The 18,978-nt window shown below is 69.8% G+C and carries 20 protein-coding genes; 12 read left to right on the top strand and 8 right to left on the bottom strand.

Annotated elements, in window-relative coordinates; translation table 11 throughout:
* Positions 1 to 10: 10 nt before the first annotated feature.
* The gene (locus C6A87_RS20595) at positions 11 to 1,207 is read left to right on the top strand and encodes an IS30 family transposase (protein WP_311113956.1); all 1,197 of its coding nucleotides are present in this window, start codon (positions 11 to 13) and stop codon (positions 1,205 to 1,207) included.
* Between the two features lie 73 nt (positions 1,208 to 1,280).
* On the opposite strand, the gene C6A87_RS20590 is transcribed toward C6A87_RS20595, so the two are convergent.
* Complete coding sequence (locus C6A87_RS20590) at positions 1,281 to 1,961, bottom strand: O-methyltransferase (RefSeq protein ID WP_003931064.1); 681 nt, start codon at positions 1,959 to 1,961, stop codon at positions 1,281 to 1,283.
* A 178-nt stretch (positions 1,962 to 2,139) separates the two neighbouring features.
* On the opposite strand from C6A87_RS20590, the gene sigE reads away from it, so the two are divergent.
* The 4 genes from sigE to tatB all read left to right on the top strand — a co-directional run bounded on the left by sigE (position 2,140) and on the right by tatB (position 5,461).
* Positions 2,140 to 2,946: an RNA polymerase sigma factor SigE gene (gene sigE / locus C6A87_RS20585; RefSeq protein ID WP_311113955.1), complete on the top strand. Its 807-nt coding sequence runs from the start codon at positions 2,140 to 2,142 to the stop codon at positions 2,944 to 2,946.
* An 88-nt stretch (positions 2,947 to 3,034) separates the two neighbouring features.
* Positions 3,035 to 3,430 carry an anti-sigma E factor RseA gene (gene rseA, locus C6A87_RS20580; RefSeq protein WP_396836911.1) on the top strand — a complete coding sequence of 132 codons (396 nt, stop codon included), beginning with the start codon at positions 3,035 to 3,037 and terminating at the stop codon, positions 3,428 to 3,430.
* 97 nt (positions 3,431 to 3,527) lie between these two features.
* A complete protein-coding gene (locus C6A87_RS20575; protein WP_311113953.1) occupies positions 3,528 to 5,015 on the top strand; it encodes a trypsin-like peptidase domain-containing protein in 1,488 nt (495 codons plus the stop codon).
* A 2-nt stretch (positions 5,016 to 5,017) separates the two neighbouring features.
* Complete coding sequence (gene tatB / locus C6A87_RS20570) at positions 5,018 to 5,461, top strand: Sec-independent protein translocase protein TatB (protein WP_311113952.1); 444 nt, start codon at positions 5,018 to 5,020, stop codon at positions 5,459 to 5,461.
* Positions 5,462 to 5,480: 19 nt separating this feature from the next.
* Here tatB and C6A87_RS20565 read toward each other — a convergent pair whose 3' ends face one another.
* The 4 genes from C6A87_RS20565 to C6A87_RS20550 all read right to left on the bottom strand — a co-directional run bounded on the left by C6A87_RS20565 (position 5,481) and on the right by C6A87_RS20550 (position 9,952).
* Positions 5,481 to 6,608: a P-loop NTPase gene (locus C6A87_RS20565; RefSeq protein WP_311113951.1), complete on the bottom strand. Its 1,128-nt coding sequence runs from the start codon at positions 6,606 to 6,608 to the stop codon at positions 5,481 to 5,483.
* Positions 6,609 to 6,668: 60 nt separating this feature from the next.
* Positions 6,669 to 7,970 (bottom strand): lytic murein transglycosylase, encoded by a 1,302-nt coding sequence (locus tag C6A87_RS20560; RefSeq protein WP_311113950.1) that lies wholly within the window; start codon positions 7,968 to 7,970, stop codon positions 6,669 to 6,671.
* Positions 7,971 to 8,117: 147 nt separating this feature from the next.
* Positions 8,118 to 8,663 (bottom strand): DUF1003 domain-containing protein, encoded by a 546-nt coding sequence (locus C6A87_RS20555; protein ID WP_311113949.1) that lies wholly within the window; start codon positions 8,661 to 8,663, stop codon positions 8,118 to 8,120.
* On the bottom strand, positions 8,660 to 9,952 hold the full coding sequence (locus C6A87_RS20550; protein WP_311113948.1) for a magnesium transporter MgtE N-terminal domain-containing protein: 1,293 nt from the start codon (positions 9,950 to 9,952) through the stop codon (positions 8,660 to 8,662). The genes C6A87_RS20555 and C6A87_RS20550 overlap by 4 nt, the downstream gene beginning before the upstream one ends.
* Before the next feature lie 26 nt (positions 9,953 to 9,978).
* On the opposite strand from C6A87_RS20550, the gene C6A87_RS20545 reads away from it, so the two are divergent.
* Positions 9,979 to 10,938, top strand: a complete 960-nt coding sequence (locus tag C6A87_RS20545; RefSeq protein ID WP_311113947.1) for a CoA ester lyase — start codon at positions 9,979 to 9,981, stop codon at positions 10,936 to 10,938.
* A gap of 15 nt (positions 10,939 to 10,953) precedes the next feature.
* Here the strand turns inward: C6A87_RS20545 and C6A87_RS20540 are convergent, their stop codons facing one another.
* Positions 10,954 to 11,622: a DUF4190 domain-containing protein gene (locus C6A87_RS20540; protein ID WP_311113946.1), complete on the bottom strand. Its 669-nt coding sequence runs from the start codon at positions 11,620 to 11,622 to the stop codon at positions 10,954 to 10,956.
* A 123-nt stretch (positions 11,623 to 11,745) separates the two neighbouring features.
* Between C6A87_RS20540 and C6A87_RS20535 the strand changes: the two genes are divergently transcribed.
* The 3 genes from C6A87_RS20535 to C6A87_RS20525 all read left to right on the top strand — a co-directional run bounded on the left by C6A87_RS20535 (position 11,746) and on the right by C6A87_RS20525 (position 14,178).
* A complete protein-coding gene (locus C6A87_RS20535; RefSeq protein WP_311113945.1) occupies positions 11,746 to 12,273 on the top strand; it encodes a general stress protein in 528 nt (175 codons plus the stop codon).
* Positions 12,274 to 12,412: 139 nt separating this feature from the next.
* Positions 12,413 to 13,588, top strand: a complete 1,176-nt coding sequence (locus C6A87_RS20530; RefSeq protein WP_311113944.1) for a sn-glycerol-3-phosphate ABC transporter ATP-binding protein UgpC — start codon at positions 12,413 to 12,415, stop codon at positions 13,586 to 13,588.
* Positions 13,585 to 14,178 (top strand): suppressor of fused domain protein, encoded by a 594-nt coding sequence (locus tag C6A87_RS20525; protein ID WP_311113943.1) that lies wholly within the window; start codon positions 13,585 to 13,587, stop codon positions 14,176 to 14,178. Before C6A87_RS20530 ends, C6A87_RS20525 begins: the two co-directional genes overlap by 4 nt.
* 55 nt (positions 14,179 to 14,233) lie before the next feature.
* Here the strand turns inward: C6A87_RS20525 and corA are convergent, their stop codons facing one another.
* Positions 14,234 to 15,349, bottom strand: coding sequence for a magnesium/cobalt transporter CorA (gene corA, locus C6A87_RS20520; protein ID WP_311113942.1), 1,116 nt, complete (start codon positions 15,347 to 15,349; stop codon positions 14,234 to 14,236).
* Between the two features lie 164 nt (positions 15,350 to 15,513).
* Here corA and C6A87_RS20515 point away from each other — a divergent pair, with 164 nt between their 5' ends.
* Together C6A87_RS20515 and C6A87_RS20510 are read left to right on the top strand one after the other, a co-directional pair.
* Positions 15,514 to 16,674: an NADP-dependent malic enzyme gene (locus C6A87_RS20515; RefSeq protein ID WP_396837112.1), complete on the top strand. Its 1,161-nt coding sequence runs from the start codon at positions 15,514 to 15,516 to the stop codon at positions 16,672 to 16,674.
* Between the two features lie 52 nt (positions 16,675 to 16,726).
* Complete coding sequence (locus C6A87_RS20510) at positions 16,727 to 17,545, top strand: glycine betaine ABC transporter substrate-binding protein (RefSeq protein ID WP_311113941.1); 819 nt, start codon at positions 16,727 to 16,729, stop codon at positions 17,543 to 17,545.
* 89 nt (positions 17,546 to 17,634) lie between these two features.
* On the opposite strand, the gene C6A87_RS20505 is transcribed toward C6A87_RS20510, so the two are convergent.
* Positions 17,635 to 18,462: an SDR family NAD(P)-dependent oxidoreductase gene (locus tag C6A87_RS20505; protein WP_311113940.1), complete on the bottom strand. Its 828-nt coding sequence runs from the start codon at positions 18,460 to 18,462 to the stop codon at positions 17,635 to 17,637.
* A 137-nt stretch (positions 18,463 to 18,599) separates the two neighbouring features.
* Here C6A87_RS20505 and C6A87_RS20500 point away from each other — a divergent pair, with 137 nt between their 5' ends.
* Positions 18,600 to 18,953, top strand: coding sequence for a DUF732 domain-containing protein (locus tag C6A87_RS20500; RefSeq protein WP_311113939.1), 354 nt, complete (start codon positions 18,600 to 18,602; stop codon positions 18,951 to 18,953).
* The last annotated feature ends 25 nt before the right edge of the window (positions 18,954 to 18,978 follow it).

The raw sequence follows: 18,978 nt of genomic DNA, 5'->3' as shown, positions 1-18,978 counted from the left end.
GAGTTGCTGAGTGACCAGTGGTCGGCGGTTCGGGTGTGAGGTTCGGCGCGAGTTTTACGACCGGGTGTGTGCTGGTGCGCCGGTCAAGCACGCGGCTGTGGAGTTGGGCGTGTCTTTCCAGGCCGGCTACCTGTGGTGGCGCAAGGCTGGCGCGATGCGACTGCTCAATGGCAACGGTGGATCAGGTTTGGCTGAACCGGGTGATCTGACCCGGGTCGGTGGACCGGGGCGGCGGCTCAGTTTCGACGAACGTGTGGTGATCATGCGGGGTCTCGACGCGGGGTTGGGCTACGCCGCGATCGGGGCGAAGCTGGGCCGAGATCGCTCGGTCATCTGGCGCGAAGTGTCTCGCAACCGCACCGACGACGGGGACTACCACGCCCACGTGGCCCACGCCCGGGCCGCGCGGGCTGCGCGCCGGCCCAAGTCGTTCAAGCTGTCTGACCCGAACCTGTGCGCGGCGGTCGAAGCGTGGATGGACGACGGGTGGAGCCCCAAGCTGATCGCTGAGGTGTTGGCCCGTGATCACCCTGGTGACAAGCTGGCACGGGTGAGCCACGAGACGATTTACCGCAGCCTGTATGTACAAGCTCGTGGCCAGTTGCGCGCTGATCTGCATCGATGCTTGTCCACTCGACGAGCGGCGCGTAAGCCGCGCGGGCATGCCCAACGGCGCGGCACCTTCGATGACGTGCTGCGTATCAGTCAACGGCCCGCTGAAGCCGCTGATCGTGCGGTGCCCGGGCATTGGGAAGGCGATCTGATCGTCGGCGCCCGCGGCGCCAGCGCGATCGGCACCCTGGTCGAACGCAGCACCCGGTTCACCATCTTGTTGCATCTGCCCGTCGACCACACCTCCGAAGCGGTCGCCACGGCGATGCTTGAGGCAATGGCCAAGCTGCCCGATCACCTGCGCCGTTCGATCGCCTGGGACCGCGGCAGCGAGATGGCCCGCTGGCAGGACATCTCGCTGCAGCTTCAAGCGCCGGTGTACTTCTGCGACCCGCACGCGCCCTGGCAGCGTGGCAGCAACGAGAACACCAACCGGCTGCTGCGCCACTGGTTTGAGAAGGGCACTGATCTGAGCGTCTACACCAAAGCCGACCTGCAAGCCGTCGCCGACAAACTCAACACCCGACCACGCCCCACCCTTGACCTCGACACCCCCGCCCAGCGCATGGCCGCTCTGATTAGCCAAGCAGCCTAAGCGCTTTAGCAGCCCGGAATGCTATTCCGCGGCGCTTGGGGAAGGGGGGCGGCGCTCTGGGTGGGTGTGCGGGTCAGTCGCGGGCGGCGGCGAGCAGGCCGTCGCCGAGCGGGATCAGCACCGGCGTGAGCCGCTCGTCCTCGGCGATCAGCCGGGCCGCCTCGCGCACAGCGGCGACCTCGCTGTCCTTGGCTGAGGCGTCTCCAGCCCGGCCACCGAGCGCGGCGCGGTGCACGACGATCGCGCCGCCGGGGCGCAGCAACCGCACACCCTCGGTGACGAACTGCGGCTGATCGGCCGGTGCGGCGTCGATGAAAACCAGGTCGTAGGACTCGTCGGCCAGCCGGGTCAGCACCTCCTGGGCGCGTCCGCCGATCAGCCTGGTCCGGCCCGGACCCACGCCGGCCTCGGAGAAGGCCTGCTTGGCGATCCGCTGGTGCTCGGGTTCGACGTCGATGGTGGTCAGCACGCCGTCCTCACGCATCCCCGACAGCAGCCAGAGGCCGCTGACGCCGGCGCCGGTGCCGACCTCGACGACCGCGCGGGCGCCCGTCACCTTCGCCAGCACGCACAGCAGCGCACCGACCGCGGGGGTCACCGCTCCGGCGCCGATGTCCACGGCGCGTTCCCGGGCGGCGGCGACGATCGCGTCCTCGGAGATCGACTGCTCGGCATGGTTGACGATCGCTGCGGCCTGACGGGCCCGTGCGGTGGCATCGCCGGACTCGGCCCCGGGCTCGTCGGTGCTGGACATGCCCGCAGCGTAGAGCCAAGTCCGCGTCGCCCGCGACTGCGACACGCCCGGCCGCCGTCGCCGGGACAGCCCGCCTGCCGGGGTGTTTCCGCTGCTCGGAAACGGGGTAGCGAACTTTCTCAGGAAAAGTTCAGTTTGCTCATATGCCTGCCACACCAGCACGGGAGACGGTGATCGCATGACAGACGGCGCACCCAGCGCACGCACCGATCTCTCGCGTCCCGGGAACAATCTCCCGGCGCGTGTTGTTGACGCCGACGAGCGGCCGTCACCGCACAGCCGCGACCCCCACGACATGGAGGATCTGACGACCATCACACATGGCCCCGTCACCACTGCCGCCGCGCCGGTCACCATGGCCCACCGCGAGCAGTACACCGACGCCCACTGGGTGGAGCCCACCGACGAGCTGACCGGCACCGCGGTGTTCGACGCGACCGGGGACAAGGCCGCCATGCCGAGCTGGGACGAGTTGGTTCGCCAGCATGCCGACCGGGTGTACCGCCTGGCCTACCGGCTGTCGGGCAACCAGCACGACGCCGAGGACCTGACGCAGGAGACGTTCATCCGCGTGTTCCGTTCGGTGCAGAACTACCAGCCCGGCACGTTCGAGGGCTGGTTGCACCGCATCACCACGAACCTCTTCCTCGACATGGTGCGCCGCCGTGGACGCATCCGGATGGAGGCGCTGCCCGAGGATTACGACCGGGTGCCCGCCGACGAGCCGAACCCTGAGCAGATCTACCACGACTCCCGGCTGGGCCCGGACCTGCAGGCCGCGCTCGATTCGCTGGCGCCGGAGTTCCGCGCCGCGGTCGTGCTGTGCGACATCGAAGGTCTGTCCTACGAGGAGATCGGCGCCACCCTCGGTGTGAAGCTGGGCACCGTGCGCAGCCGTATCCACCGGGGCAGGCAGGCGCTGCGCGAGTACCTGGCGCGGCATTCCGACACCGGCGCCGCCCTGGACCCGGCCACCTCCGCCTGACGTTCCGGCGATGCTGTCCACTTCGCCGCGCTACATTCGAAGAAGGTCGGCAGGCAGCCCACGACGCCCAATGGAGAGGAGCTTGGTGGTGTTCGATCCCGGACATGCTTTCCGTCGGGCGTTCTCGTGGCTCCCGGCCCATTTCGCGTCGCAGAGCGGCGATCCGGTCGGTCCCCGGCAGTTCGGCTCCACCGAGCATCTGTCCACCGAGGCGATCGCGGCGTTCGTCGACGGCGAGCTGCGGATGTCTGCGCATCTGAGGGCCGCGCACCATCTGTCGTTGTGCCAGGAGTGCGCCATGGAGGTCGACGCGCAGCGGCAGGCGCGCGAGGCGTTGCGGGACTGCCGCCCGGTCGCGATGCCGAGTTCCTTGCTGGGCCTGTTGTCCCAGATCCCGAACCACACGCCCGTGGAGGCGCCTGAGCCCGTTGATACGCCGCAGTTAGCTGACGGCACGCAGCGGCCGCGTCGTCGGCGCCGGTAGGGTATAGCGGTATCGACCGCGACCGCCGACAGCCGTCGCAGCAGGTGTGGAAGTGCAGGACAGGGCCGGGACAGGGCCGGGAAAGGGCGATGTACGGGTGACCAATCTGGACCAGACCGGTCGGGAACGCCTCGAGCCGCGACCGGTGTCACGTCCGCCGGTCGATCCGTCGGCTCAGCGCGCATTCGGCCGACCCGCCGGGGTGAGTGGCTCGTTCCTGAGCGCCGACCAGCATCGTGACCAGGGTGAGTACACCCCCAAAGACCAGGCGCCGGATCCGGTGCTGGCCGAGGCCTTCGGCCGGCCCCATCAGGGCGGTGACTCGTTGCAGCGCCATCCCGCCGACGCAGGCGCCCTCGACGCCGAACGTGCCGGCGATGCCGACGAACCCGACGACCCGTGGCGCAACCCTGGTGCCCCCGCCGCGCTGGGCACCCCCGCGCTGACCCCGACGGTCGCCGTGCCGCAGGCGGCGCCGGTCGGCAAGCTCGGCGTGCGTGACGTGTTGTTCGGCGGCAAGGTGTCCTACGTCGCGCTCGTCGTGCTCGGCATCACCGCCCTTCTCATCGGGGTGGCCGGCGGCTGGGTGGGACGCACCACCGCCGAGGTGGTCTCGGCGTTCACCACCTCCAAGGTCACCCTGGAGACCGCGGCCGGCGGCGACGAACCCGAGGGGCAGTTCGCGAAAGTGGCTGCCGCGGTGGCGGACTCCGTCGTGACGATCGAGGCGACCAGCGACCGGGAGGGCTCACAGGGCTCCGGTGTGGTGATCGACGGCCGCGGCTACATCGTCACCAACAACCACGTGATTTCCGAAGCCGCGTCCAATCCGAGCGAATTCCAGATGTCGGTCGTGTTCAACGACGGCTCCGAGGTGCCTGCGAACCTGGTCGGCCGCGACCCCAAGACCGACCTGGCGGTGCTCAAGGTCGACAATGTGGACAACCTGGTCGTGGCCCGCATGGGTGACTCCGAGAAGTTGCGGGTCGGTGAAGAGGTGATCGCCGCCGGCGCCCCGCTGGGCCTGCGCAGCACTGTCACGCACGGCATCATCAGCGCGTTGCACCGGCCCGTCCCGCTCTCCGGCGACGGCTCGGATACGGACACCGTGATCGACGGGGTGCAGACCGACGCGTCGATCAACCACGGCAACTCGGGCGGCCCGCTGATCAACATGAGGTCGGAGGTCATCGGCATCAACACCGCGGGCAAGTCGTTGTCCGACAGTGCCAGCGGGCTCGGTTTCGCGATCCCGGTCAACGAGGTCAAGCAGGTCGTCGAGACGCTGATCCAGAACGGCAAGATCGCCCACCCGACGCTCGGGCTGACCGCGCGGTCGGTGAGCAACGACGTGGCCAAGGGTGCGCAGATCGCCGACGTGTCGCCGGACAGCCCGGCCGAGCGGGCGGGCATCGTCGAGAACGACGTCGTCGTCAAGGTCGGTGACCGTAAGGTCGCCGACGCCGACGAGTTCATCGTCGCGGTGCGTCAGCTCACGATCGGCCAGCCGGCCCCCATCGAGGTGCTCCGCGAGGGACGACCGGTCACGTTGATGGTGACTCCCAACGGCGACGACAGCACGTAACGATGTTCGCGAACGTCGGCTGGGGCGAGATGCTGGTCCTGGTGATCGCCGGTCTGGTGATCCTCGGGCCGGAACGGCTGCCCGGAGCCATCCGCTGGACGGCGGGAGCGGTCCGCCAGGTCCGTGACTATGTGACCGGGGCGACCACCCAACTGCGTGAGGAGCTGGGCACCGACTTCGACGACCTGCGGGAGCCGCTGTCGGAGCTGCAGAAACTGCGGGGGATGACGCCGCGCGCGGCGCTGACCAAACACCTTCTCGACGGCGATGACTCGATCTTCACCGGCAAGTTCGATCAGAACGGGTCGACGCCGGGCAAGCCCGAGAAGCCGCAGTCGGGGCCGGGCCCCGCCGCGGCGATGCCGGAGACCGGCCAGACCGATACGCCGACCTCGGGCGCGACGCCACCCTCCGGCGCGACACCGTTCGACACCGACGCGACCTGACCTCGTGGGCCGGTGACGGCTAGCGACCGGCGGGATCGAGTCCCAGGGACATCCCGGCCAGCCCGCGCTTGCGGCTCGACAGCGCGTCGGCGACCTTACGCAGCTCCTTGCCCGCGGGGGAGTCGGGCGCGCTGAGCACCAGCGGGATCCCGGAGTCACCGGCAGCCACCAGGGCCGGATCCAGCGGGACCTGGCCGAGCAGCGGCACGTCGGCGCCAACGGCGCGGGACAGGCTCTCGGCGACGTGGCGACCGCCGCCCTCTCCGAACATCTTGATGACGGGCCCGTCGACCATGTTCTCGACGACACCGGCGATGCGCTGACGGGTCTGCAGCGCGATCGCGCCGGCCCGCTCGGCCACCTCGGCGGCGGCCAGCTGCGGGGTGGTGACCACAAGGATCTCCGCACCTGGGATCAGCTGGGCCACCGAGATCGCGATGTCGCCGGTGCCCGGGGGCAGGTCGAGCAGCAGCACGTCGAGATCGCCCCAGTACACGTCGGCGAGGAACTGCTGCAGCGCCCGGTGCAGCATCGGCCCGCGCCAGACGACGGGGGTGTTGCCCTGGGTGAACATCGCGATCGAGATGACCCGCACGTCATGGGCGACCGGCGGCAGGATCATCGAGTCGACCTGGGTGGGGCGATCGGTCGCCCCGATCATCCGGGGGACGGAATGGCCGTAGATGTCGGCGTCGAGGAGCCCGACGGACAGGCCGCGGGCCGCCATCGCCGCGGCCAGGTTGACCGTGACGCTCGACTTCCCGACGCCGCCCTTGCCCGACGCGACCGCGTAGACCCGGGTGAGCGACCCCGGCTGGGCGAACGGGATCACCGGCTCGCGGGAGTCGCCGCGCAGCATCTTGCGCAGTTCGGCGCGCTGTTCGTCGTTCATCACGTCCAGGCTGACCTTGACCGCGCCGGTGCCGGGCACGTCCTGCACGGCGCGGGTCACCTGGTCGGAGATCTCGGTCTTCTTCGGGCACGCTGACGTGGTCAGGTAGATCTCGACGTGGACTGAGGCGTCGGGGTCGACGCTGACGTTCTTGACCATGCCCACTTCGGTGATCGGACGCCGCAGCTCGGGGTCGATCACCTTGGTGAGTGCGGCGCGCACGGCCGCTTCCAGGTCAGGCGGAGTAGATGTCATCACCAGCGAGTCTAGGCTCCTGACACCGTCGCCCCCGAATGCGGGCGTGCGGGGGTGCGCTCAGCCCACGGGACCGGGCGCGGGCCCCGGGGCGGGCGGCATACCGGGCGCCGCTGGCGGGCCGGGCAGCGCAACGGGCGCCGGGGCGGCCGGGCCGGGAGCCGGTGCGGGTCCGGCGGGCAATCCGAACGGTGCCGCAGGAGCGGGGGCAGGGCCGGGCGCCGGCGCGGCGGGCGGGAGGTCCTGGATGCAGAACACCGCGCACTCGTCGGGCTGCCGCTGTTGCTGCGGCTGCGCCATCCAGGGTGGAACCCACGCCGGCGGCGGCGGCACGGGTTCGGGCGCGGCCTGGGGAGCGGGTCCGGGCAACGGGCCCAGGCTCTGGCCGGGCACGAACCCCGGCACGCTCTGGTTGATCTGGCTGGCCACATCGGTGCGCGTCATCAACGGGATCAACGCCAGCGGGTCGTTGGCGGGCAGTCCGGTGGCGTTGATCGGCAGCCCGGGGCCCAGCCCCGCGCGCCGGTCGAGGTGGCTGGCCGTCATGGCGGCCTCCTCGAGCTCGGGCACCGCCCCGACGATCGGCGGGAGGTCGACCGGTACGACCCCGGTCGCGTACGCAGCCGCCCAGCTCAGCACGTTCTGGGCGTAGGCCATCGAGTTGTTGTAGCGCAGGATCGCGGCGATCACGTCGGTCTGGTTGCGCAGGTTCATGTTGCCGCTGCACAGGTACCGGGCCGCGGCCAGCGACGCGTCGTAGAGGTTCTGGACGTCGGCTTTCCCGTCGCCGTCCCCGTCGGAGGCGTAGCGCGACCAGGTGCCGGGCAGGAACTGCATGGGACCCATCGCGCGGGCGTAGATCACGCGGTCGGCGGACCGGCTCTGCACGATCACCTCGTTGCCGGGCAGGGTGCCGTCCAGTGCCGGGCCGTAGATCGGGCGCACCGCGGTGCCTCGCGCGTCGGTGGCGCCGCCGTAGGCGTGCATCGACTCGATGCGGCCGATGCCGGCCAGCAGGTTCCAGCTCAGCCCGCAGCCGGGATAGGCGGCCGCCATCATCGTCTCGGCGTTGCGGTAGGCCGCCAGGGCCGTCGACGGGATGCGCAGCGTGCCGGGCGCGTTCACCACCGTCGGCGGGGGCGGCGCGGAAGACGAGGCGCTGGCCACGGTGCGCAACGGGGTCGGGGTCTTCTTCACCGCCACCACGGACGGCCCGGAACGGTCGGCGGGCGGCGCCGCGACCGCGGCCAGCGGCACCACCGCGGAGTCGCGGACCGGCGCGTGGGTCGACGGCGCGGACGCGCCGACGGCGCCGGCCAGCACGAGTGGTGTGAGTACCGCGGCGACCCCGAAGGCCGGCATCCGGACGAACTGTCCCGCTCGCCGTCGCGCTGCTTCGAGGGCTGATGCCCCAATGTGCACTCGACCGTCCTAGCTGTTAGACCATCTGTGAATCAAGTCACCATACCTATTGGGCAACGGTGGTGTTACAGCAATCGCCGCGTCTGTCTAGCCGGATCTCTTCGCCCGCCGTTCGCCGGTGTCGTGTTTGCCGGAATCGGGCTTGCCCGGCTCGGTGCGGGCGTGCAGTTCCTCGATGAGGTCCCGGATCTCCTCCAGCTCGCGGCGGAGGTAGTCGCGGGTGGCGACCTCTCCGACGGCCAGCCGCAGCGCCGCGAGCTCGCGGGCCAGGTACTCGGTGTCGGCCTTGGTCTGCTGCGCCCGGCGCCGGTCCTCCTCCAGCGACACGCGGTCGCGGTTCTCCTGCCGGTTCTGGGCCAGCAGGATCAGCGGCGCGGCGTAGGCGGCCTGGGTGGAGAACGCGAGGTTGAGCAGGATGAACGGGTACGGATCCCACTGCCAGGCGAACGCGCCGAAGTTGAGCAGGATCCACACGACCACGAAGATCGTCTGCATGGCGAGATAGCGGCCGGTGCCGAGGAAGCGGGCGAAGCGCTCGCTGACCCGGCCGACGGCCTCGACGTCGAGCCGCGGCGCCAGGCTCCGCGAGATCCGCGGCGTGTCCAGGCGCTGCCGGGAGGACGGTTCGCTCATTTCGTATTCTCCGCGGTGAGGATCACGGTCTCGGCTTCGCGTTCCCGCCAGTCGTCGGGCAGCAGATGGTCGAGGACGTCGTCGACCGACACCGCACCGAGCAGGTGGTTCTCGTCGACCACCGGCCCGCACACCAGGTTGTACGCGGCGAAGTACCGGGTGACCGCGCCGAGCGCGTCCTCGGGGCCGAGGGTGGGCAGGTCGGTGTCGATGATGCCGCTGACCAGTGTCGCGGGCGGTTCCCGCAGCAGGCGTTGCAGATGCACGCAGCCCAGGTAGCGCCCTGTCGGGGTCGCGGTGGGCGGGCGCACCACGAACACCAGCGACGCCAGCGCCGGGGTCAGGTCCGGATCCCGAACGCGCGCAAGGGCTTCGGCGACAGTGGTGTCCGGTGCGAGCACCACGGGCTCGGAGGTCATCAGACCGCCCGCGGTGTTCGGCGAGTGACTCAGCAGGCGACGGACGTCCTCGGAGTCCTCGGGATCCATCCGCCGCAGGAACTGCTCGGCGTCGGCGGGGGTCATCGTGCCGAGCAGGTCGGCGGCGTCGTCGGGGTCCATCGCCTCGAGCACGTCGGCCGCGCGATCGGTCTTGAGCTGGCGTAGCACCGCCACCTGCTGGTCCACCGGCAGTTCCTGTAGCACGTCGGCCAGCCGCTCGTCGTCGAAGGCGTTGACCACCTCGTAGCGCCGCTTGTCGGGGAGCTCCCGGATCGCGTCGGCCACCTCGACGGCGCGCTGGCCCTGGAACTGCTCCAGCAGCTGGGCCACCCCCTGGTCGGGCATGGCCAGCCCGGACGGGGTGAGGCCCTGCACGTTCTGCCACTCGACGGTGTAAACGTTGCTCCGCCGGCCGAGCCGGCGCTGCTGGCGCACGGCGACCTTGGTGACCATCCAGTCGCGGGTGCGGGTCTGCTCGATGGCCAGATCGACCACGACGACGTCCACTCCGGCCAGTTCCGGAAGGTCCGGATCGTCGACGCGGACGCGGGTCTCGATCACCTGCCCCAGCACCAGCACCTCGCCGGGGCGCTGCGAGAAGCGCCGCAGCGACACGTTGCCCGTCGACAGCGTGACCGCGCCCGGCTCGATGGCCGTGACGCGCAATATCGGTACGAAAATTCGTCTGCGGGTGAGCAATTCGATGACAAGGCCGAGCACGCGCGGTTGTTGACGTACGACACTGATGCCGATGACCACGTCACGGACGCGGCCGATGGATTCGCCGTCGGGACCGAGCACGACCATGCCAGCGAGCCGAGCCGCATAGACCCTGTTGACGGACGCCATGGTTGTAAAGGGTAGAGAGTGTTGTTGTGGAAAACCGGTATCGGCCCCGTCGGACGTGCCTGTCCGTGCCGGGCAGCAGCGCAAAGATGATCCAGAAGGCCAAGAGCCTTCCCGCCGATCAGGTGTTTCTCGACCTCGAGGACGCCGTCGCGCCGGACGCCAAGGCGCAGGCGCGCGAGCAGGTCGCCGCGGCGCTGGCCGAGCCGGGATGGGCCGGGCAGTTGCGCGGCGTGCGCGTCAACGACTGGACCACACCGTGGACCCACGCCGACATCATCGAGGTCGTCGCCAGGGCCGGAGCCGCGCTGGACATCGTGGTGCTGCCCAAGGTGACCGACGTGTCGCACGTCCACGCCCTCGATCTGCTGCTGCGCCAACTGGAGGCCATCCACGGTCTCCCGTTGGGGCGCATCGGAATCGAGGCCCAGATCGAGGATGCCAGAGGGCTGACCAACGTCGACGCGATCGCCGCGGCCCCGCGGGTGCAGGCTCTGGTGCTCGGTCCCGCCGACCTGATGGCCAGCCTGAACATGCGCACGCTGGAGGTCGGTGAACAACCCGAGGGCTATCGCGAAGGGGATGCCTACCACCACGTGCTGATGCGCATCCTGGTGGCGGCCAGGGCCAACGGGATCGCCGCGATCGACGGGCCGTATCTGAAGATCCCCGACGTCGAGTCGTTCCGGCGGGTGGCCGGGCGTTCCGCGGCACTGGGTTACGACGGCAAGTGGGTGCTGCACCCGGACCAGATCGACGCGGGCAACGAGATTTTCAGCCCGCGGCAGGAGGCCTACGACCACGCCGAATTGATCCTCGAGGCCTACGAGTGGCACACGTCGAAGGCCGGCGGCGCCAGGGGAGCGGTGATGCTCGGTGACGAGATGATCGACGAGGCCAGCCGCAAGATGGCGCTGGTGATCGCGGGCAAGGGCCGCGCGGCGGGCATGCAGCGCACGGGTGAGAGGTTCCAGCCGCCGGCCGGGTGAGCGGTACGGCCGCGGTCAGGAACTCATGATCGCGATGGTGGCGATACCGCTGATCAGCAGGGTGAGCACGCCGACGGCGACGCCGGCGATGGCCAGGCCGCGGCCTTCCTGCTGTGTCTGGTTGATCTGGTTCATCGCCACGATGCCCAGCACGATGCCGATGATGGAGCCCACACAGCAGAACAGGCCGACGCACGAGGCCACCAGTGAGCCGATCGCCAGGGAATTGGTGCCCTGCGGGGCCGGTGCCCCGTAGCCGTACTCGGCGCCGATCCATCCCCCTGCGGGCGGGTATCCGCCTGCCCCGTAGGGCGGCGGCGGGGGATACGACGGGCTCCCGTATTCGGGTGCGCCGTATCCCTGACCGCCGTAGCCGGGGGCCGGGTACGGCGGGGGCCCTCCCGCGTCGGGGTAGGGCGGGGGATATGCCGGGGGCGGGTAGTCCGGGGCCGCGAATCCGCCGGGCGGCGGATATCCGGTCGGGTAACCGGGAGTTTCGCCGTAGCCCGGCGGCGGGGGCGGGTTGTACGCCGGCGGCGGGTACTGCGGCTGGTGCCCGGTCGGGTCGGTGGTGTCACCCTGCTCGATCGGCGGCGCTTCGAAGCCCGCCGATGACGGTTCGGACCCACCCGGGGTGGAATCGGACGATTCGCTGCGGCCTGCGTCGTTGTCCGGATTCGTCATGCTGATCAACCTAGCGTAACCACGGGAACGTCGAGGTGAGCGCTGCTGCGGGCACCGCGAGAGGGTGCCGCGCGTTGGCGAGAGGGACTAGCGTTGCAGGTCGTAGCGAAGGAGTGAGACGAGATGACAAACCAATTCCAGCCAGGACAGGGTCCCGCTGCGACGCCCGGCGGTTCGGCAACCGGTCGCGGCCGCCCGGTGGGTCTTCCGACGCCGCCCAGGGGATGGCCAATCGGTTCATACCCCACCTACGCCGAAGCCCAGCGCGCGGTGGATTACCTGTCGGATCAGGAGTTCCCCGTCCAGCAGGTCACCATCGTCGGTGTCGACCTGATGCAGGTCGAGCGGGTGACCGGACGGCTGACGTGGCCGAAGGTGCTCGGCGGCGGCGTCCTCACCGGCGCCTGGCTGGGCCTGTTCATCGGTCTGATCCTGGGCTTCTTCAGTCCCAATCCGTGGAGCGCGCTGGCCACCGGCCTGATCGCCGGTGTCTTCTTCGGCCTCATCACCTCGGCCATCCCGTACGCGATGGCGCGCGGCACAAGGGATTTCAGCTCGACGATGCAGCTGGTGGCCGGGCGCTACGACGTGCTCTGCGACCCGCAGAACGCCGAGCGCGGTCGCGATCTGCTCGCCCGGCTGACCATCTAGCTCACGGGCGCAACGCCCGCGACCGCCTGCGGTGACGATGTTGCGCGCGGCGACGCTTTGGCCCTAGCTTGGCCCGGCGGGAGAATCCCGTCGGACGGGTCGGCACGCTCGCCGGTTCCGTGCGGTGAGAGGGAGCTCGATGGCTGAGATCGTTTTGGACGGGGTGACCAAGAGCTACGCCGACGGCACGGCGGCGGTCACGGACCTGTCGCTCACGATCGCCGACGGCGAGTTCGTCATCCTGGTCGGGCCGTCGGGCTGCGGCAAGTCCACCACGCTGAACATGGTCGCCGGACTGGAGGAGATCACCTCCGGTGAGCTGCGCATCGACGGCGAACGGGTCAACGAGCGCCCCGTGAAGGACCGCGACATCGCGATGGTGTTCCAGTCCTATGCGCTCTACCCACACATGACGGTGCGCCAGAACATCGCGTTTCCGTTGACGCTGGCCAAGCTAAGCAAGCACGAGATCGCGCACCAGGTCGAGCAGACGGCGAAAACCCTCGATCTGACGGACCTGTTGGACCGCAAGCCGGGTCAGCTGTCAGGCGGTCAGCGCCAGCGGGTGGCCATGGGCCGCGCGATCGTGCGGAACCCGAAGGCATTCCTGCTCGACGAACCCCTGTCCAACCTGGACGCGAAGCTGCGTGTCCAGATGCGCACCGAGATCGCGCGTCTGCAGAAGCGGCTCGGCACGACGACGGTTTATGTCACCCATGACCAGACCGAGGCGATGACCCTCGGGGACCGGGTGGTGGTGATGCGCGGCGGCGCGGTGCAGCAGGTCGGCACGCCCGACGAGTTGTACCGCGCGCCCGTCAATCTGTTCGTGGCCGGGTTCATCGGTTCCCCGGCGATGAACTTCTTTCCCGCAGCGTTGTCCGAGCTCGGTGTGCGGCTGCCGTTCGGGGAGATCCCGCTGACGGGCGCGGTGTACAACCGCCTCAGGGACCACCGGTCCGCGGGGGATCTGATCGCCGGGATCCGTCCCGAACACCTGGAGGACGCCGCGGTGATCGACGCCTACGCCCGGATCAGCGCCCTGGTCTTCGATGTCACGGTGGAGATGGTCGAGTCGCTGGGCGCCGACAAGTACGTGTATTTCGGGATGGACGGACCCGGCGCCGAGGCGATGTATCTGGCCGAGGTGGCCGCGCAGTCGGGCGGCGGCGCGAACGAGTCCGTCGCGCGTGTTCCGGCGCACTCGGCGGCGCGGGCCGGCGAGACGTTGCAGCTGGCGCTGAACCCGGCGCATGTCCAGCTGTTCGACCCGAGGACCGGTCGCAACCTGTCGCTGCCGGTGGCCGGCTCATGAGCGAGGTTCTGGACCTGGTCCGTGCGCGGCTGCGGGAGCACTTCGCCCGTACCGGCGTCACGGCCGAACCGCACGTCGCGAGTGTGACGTTCCTCGGTACCGAACGCATCGACGTCCTGCGCTTCGCGGGGCCCGGTGATGGTGCGGCACACTATGTTTCGCTGGGGTGCTCGCGATACCCGATGGTGGATCCGACGGAGATGGTGGCAGATCCGGTGCAGGGCCCCCGGGCGGAGGTGATGGTCGCGCTGCGCGGTCCGGCGCCGGCCGGGCTGTCGCGGTCGGTGGCGATCGTCGCGGCGGCCCCGGCGGTCGAAGGCCTGGTGTTGGCGCCGGACGCGCTGATCGACCTCGAGACCCCGCTGTGGGAGGGTGCGCCGTTCACCGCTTTCCTGTTGGGGCGCAGCGACATCGAAGACGTGGTGTTGCCGGAGCCGTTGGCGCCGGTGGCGGTGCTCTCGGCGGTGCCGATCACGGCCACGGAAGCGGCGTGGGTGCGGCTCAAGGGGGCCGACGCGATGAGGCAGGCGTGGGCGCAGGACGGGGTCGACCCCACGGACCCACGGCGGCGAGCCGCCAATCCTGCCTGAGCGGCGAGCCGCCAATCCTGCCTGAGCGGCGAGCCGCCAATCCTGCCTGAGCTTCTCAGAGCCAGTTATTGCGGCGGAAGTTCCGGTACAGCAGCACACACACCGAGGTCATCAGCAGCAGGATCATGGGATAGCCGAAGTCCCAGCGCAATTCGGGCATCTCCTCGAAGTTCATCCCGTAGATGCCTGCCAGTGCGGTGGGCACAGCGGCGATGGCGACCCAGGCGGAGATCTTGCGCATGTCCACGTTCTGCTGCATGGCCACCTTGCCGAGCGCGGCCTGCACCAGCGAGCTGAGCAGTTCGTCGTAGCTGGCGATGCGGTCGGCGGCCTTGATGGTGTGGTCGAGGACGTCGCGCATGTAGCGGCGGATCTCGGGGTTGACCAGGTCGTCGTGGTCGGTGCCGATGCTCTGCAGGTCGGTCGCCAGCGGGCTCACGGCGCGACGCAACTCGACGACTTCGCGCTTGAGCAGGTAGATGCTCTCGATGTCGGTGCGCGCCTGCGGGGAGAAGATGTCCTCTTCCATCGCGTCGATGTCGGTCTCGATGAGCTCGGTGACGCCGAGGTAGGTGTCGACCACCTGGTCGGCGATCGCGTGCATCACCGAGTACGGGCCGAGGCTGAGGTTGTCCGGCGAGGCCTCCAGTCGTTTGCGCACGCCGGCGAGTCCGCCGTGCTCGCCGTGGCGAACGGTGACGACGTAGTCGCGGCCGACGAAGATCATGATCTCGCCGGTCTCGACGATCTCGCGGGCCTTGGCCACCGAGTCGTGGTCGACGTAGGTGACGGTCTTGAGCACCAGGAACAGCATGTCGTCGTAGCGCTCGAGCTTGGGGCGCTGATGGGCGTGCACGGCGTCCTCGACGGGGAGTCCGTCCAGGCCGAACACGTCGGCGACGGCCTGCATCTGCTGTGCGTCGGGTTCGTGCAGGCCGATCCAGACGAACGCGGGCCTGCCCTGCGCTTCGAGTTCATGGACCCTGGTCAGCGCCGCGGCGTGGGTCAACTTGCCGGGCAGCCGGTGTCCTTCGCAGTAGACGCCGCAGTCGACCATCGCCTGGGAGACCGGGACGTGGATGCGCTCGGCGTCCGGTTCGGCGCCCTTGGGCCGCCGCAGGCCGCGCGCCTTGGTGGGCTGACGGCGCGGCGACGGGTGGAACGAGGACATGTCGTCACCTCCCTCGTGCGCGGCGTCGGCCGTGAACGCGCCCTTCGGGCACCGGGAAATCGTACGCGCCGGGGCGGCGGCGCCGCCCTCACCGAGGGGTAACCCGTTCCTGTGAGTTCGGGGGGTCGGTTACCCTGACGCCCGTGTCGGAATCAGTGGGATCGGTGGAGCGCACGCCGCGGGTGGTCATCGAGGACCGCGAGATCTTCGAGGCTCATGAGGGCGGCAAGCTCTCGGTCGAACTGAAGTCGCCGTTGGACACCCAGCGGGCGTTGTCGATCGCCTACACCCCCGGTGTGGCGCAGGTCAGTCGGGCCATCGCGGCGGACAAGACGCTGGCCGCGAAGTACACGTGGGCGAATCGGCTGGTCGCGGTCGTCAGCGACGGCAGCGCGGTGCTCGGCCTCGGCGACATCGGCGCCGCGGCGTCGCTGCCGGTGATGGAGGGCAAGAGCGCGCTGTTCAAGGCGTTCGCCGGGCTGGACTCGATCCCGATCGTGCTCGACACCAACGATCCTGACGAGATCGTCGAGACACTGATCCGGCTGCGGCCGACCTTCGGCGCGGTGAACCTGGAGGACATCTCGGCGCCGCGGTGCTTCGAGATCGAGCGCCGCGTCATCGAGGCGCTGGACTGCCCGGTGATGCACGACGATCAGCACGGCACCGCGATCGTGGTCCTGGCGGCGCTGCACGGCGCGGCGAAGGTGCTCGACCGTGACATGCATGCGTTGCGCGTGGTGATCTCCGGGGCCGGCGCCGCGGGCGTGGCATGCGCGAACATCCTGTTGGCCAAAGGAATCCGGGACGTGACCGTGCTGGATTCCAAGGGCATCATCCACAGCGGGCGCGACGACCTGAACCCGGTCAAGGCCGAACTGGCCGAGCGCACCAATCCTGCCGGGCGCACCGGCGGCGTTGCCGAGGCGCTCGACGGCGCGGACATGTTCCTCGGCCTGTCGGCCGGTCTGGTGCCGGAGGAGATCATCGCGACGATGGCTCCCGGGGGCATCGTGTTCGCGCTGTCGAACCCCGATCCCGAGATCCACCCGGACGTGGCCCGCAAGTACGCGGCGGTGGTGGCCACCGGGCGCAGCGATTTCCCGAACCAGATCAACAACGTGCTGGCGTTCCCCGGGGTGTTCCGCGGAGCGTTGGACGCCGGGGCGCGTCGTATCACCGAGAAGATGAAGGTCGCTGCGGCAGAGGCGATCTTCTCCGTCGTCGGCGACGACCTGGCCGTCGACCACATCGTGCCGAGCGCGCTCGATCCGCGGGTCGCCCCTGCGGTCGCGGCCGCGGTCGGCGCGGCTTCTGAGGGGTAGTCGCCTGAGCCGCAGGCGTTTTCGGGACCGCTGGCTACGGCTGGGGTCCGCGGTGGTGGCTGCGGCCGTGCTGGTGGGCTGTGGTGGTCCGCCACCGCCGCCGTCGATCCCGGTGGGCTCGCAGCCCGATCCGGAGTCCCTGCTGATCGCCCATCTCTACGCGGCGGCGTTGCGGTTCTACGGCAACCCCGCGCACGTGGCGGCCACCGAGACCCCGCTCGGCCTGCTCGACTCCGGCGAGATCCAGGTGGCGCCCGGGTTCACCGGCCGGCTGCTGACCCGGTTCGCGCCGGAGTCGGCGGCGCGCTCGGATGTGCAGGTCTACCGCACGCTGCTCTCGGTGCTGCCGGAGGGCATCCTGGCCGGCGACTACACCACCTCGGCCGAGGACAAGCCCGCCGTCGCGGTCACCGAAAGCACCGCCGACGAGTGGGCCGGGCGGGACGTGAGCGCGCTGGCCCGCCGATGCGGGGATGTCGCGGTCGGCGCGGTCGTCTCGGTGCCGCACCCGCCGGCGCTGGGCACCTGCGAGTTGCCGCGGCCGCGCGGTTTCGCCGACGACGACGCGATGTTCGCCGCGCTGCGCGCCGGTCAGATTGACGCCGCGTGGACGACGACCGCGTCTCCCGACGTGCCGTCGGAGATCGTGGTGCTGTCGGACAACACGTCGCTGATCCGCGCCGAGAACCTGGTGCCGCTGTACCGGCGCAACGAGCTGTCCGAGTCCCAGGTGCTGGCGCTCAACGAGATCGCCGGTGTGCTGGACACCGGCTCGCTGGCCGACATGCGCCGCAAGGTCGCCGAGGGCGACGATCCCGCGCTGGTGGCCGGGCAGTGGCTCGACGAGCACCCACTGGGCGTCGGCAACTAGGGTTCCGCCCCTCTCCGCGAGCGTGCGTGTTTGCGGCGGACACGCCGTCGAAATCATGCACTTCCCGCACGCTCGCGGGGGCGGGCCCGCTATTTCGGCTTGGTCAGCCGGGCGACCACTTTCGGGAACAGGCTCTGGTATCCGGCGCCGACGGCGCGGATGACGATCTCGAACATCTTGGCGTCGTTGCCCACCAGAATGCGCGCCTTGTTCTTGCGCACGCCGTCGAGAATGATCTTGGCGGCCTTCTCCGGGGTCGTGCTGGCCAGCTTCTTGTCGAATGTCCTGGCCAGTTCCTCGGCGTCCAGGCCTTCGGCGGCGGACGCGTTGCGCGCGATCGCGGTCTTGATGCCGCCGGGGTGCACGCACGACACCTTCACCGGGTGACCGGCCAGACCCATCTCCTGCCGCAGCGCCTCGGTGAAGCCGCGCGTGGCGAACTTGGCGGCGTTGTAGGCGGCCTGCCCGGGCACCGAGAACAGGCCGAACACGCTGGAGACGTTGACGACGTGGCCGTCGCCGGAGGCGATCAGGTGCGGCAGGAACGCCTTGGTGCCGTTGACGACACCCCAGTAGTCGACGTCCATCACCCGTTCCATGTCCTTGAACTGGGTGATCTCGATGTCGCCGGTGAACGCGATGCCGGCGTTGTTGTAGATCTGGTTGACCTTGCCGAAGTGCTCGGCGACGCCGTCGGCGTAGAGCTGGAACGCTTCGCGTTCGGTCACGTCGAGGCGGTCGGCCTTGACCCGGGCGCCGATGGCCTTGAGCCGCTCCTCGGTGATGGCCAGCCCCTCGGTGTCGACGTCGCTGATCGCGACGTGCGCCCCGGACCGGCCGAGCTCGATGGCCAGGGCCTGCCCGATGCCTGATCCGGCCCCGGTCACCACGGCCACCTTCCCGGCGAAGCCCTGCATGTTCACTCCCTCGCGTTGGCTGTTCGACGTATAGACACTAAACGGTACCGGCGGTACCGCACTGGTGGGGTGTTCGGTGCGCCGGGCGTGTGGGGAGCGGCAGTAATGGCCATGACCGTCGCGACGACAGACATGGCATGAAGTTGACCTCTGCGGCTGTCGCCGCGTTCGTCGCGTCAGCAGCGGTGGCCGCGACGATGTCGGCGCCCCCGGCGCAGGCCGACACCGCCACCGATGTGTTCGTGTCGACGCTGCAGCGCTACCGGCTCGGCGACATCGACCCGGCCACGGCGATGCGGGTCGGTCAGGACGTGTGCCCGAGGCTGGCGGCGCCCGGACAGGACGTTGCGAACGTGGCCGCCGACGTCGCCGAGGCGATCGGCCGCCCGCTCGGCCCGGCGACGATGTTCACCGGCCTGGCGATCTCGATCTTCTGCCCGCGCGCCGTCGGCGCGCTCACCGACGGCGTGCCGTTCTCGTTCCTGCGGTGAGCGCCGCCGCGCGACGGCCGGCCTG

The organism is Mycobacterium sp. ITM-2016-00317, from assembly GCF_002968295.1.
GTDB lineage: Bacteria > Actinomycetota > Actinomycetes > Mycobacteriales > Mycobacteriaceae > Mycobacterium.
The sequence above is the reverse complement of the archived record's forward strand: the minus strand, read 5'-3'. Positions and strand labels throughout refer to the sequence as shown.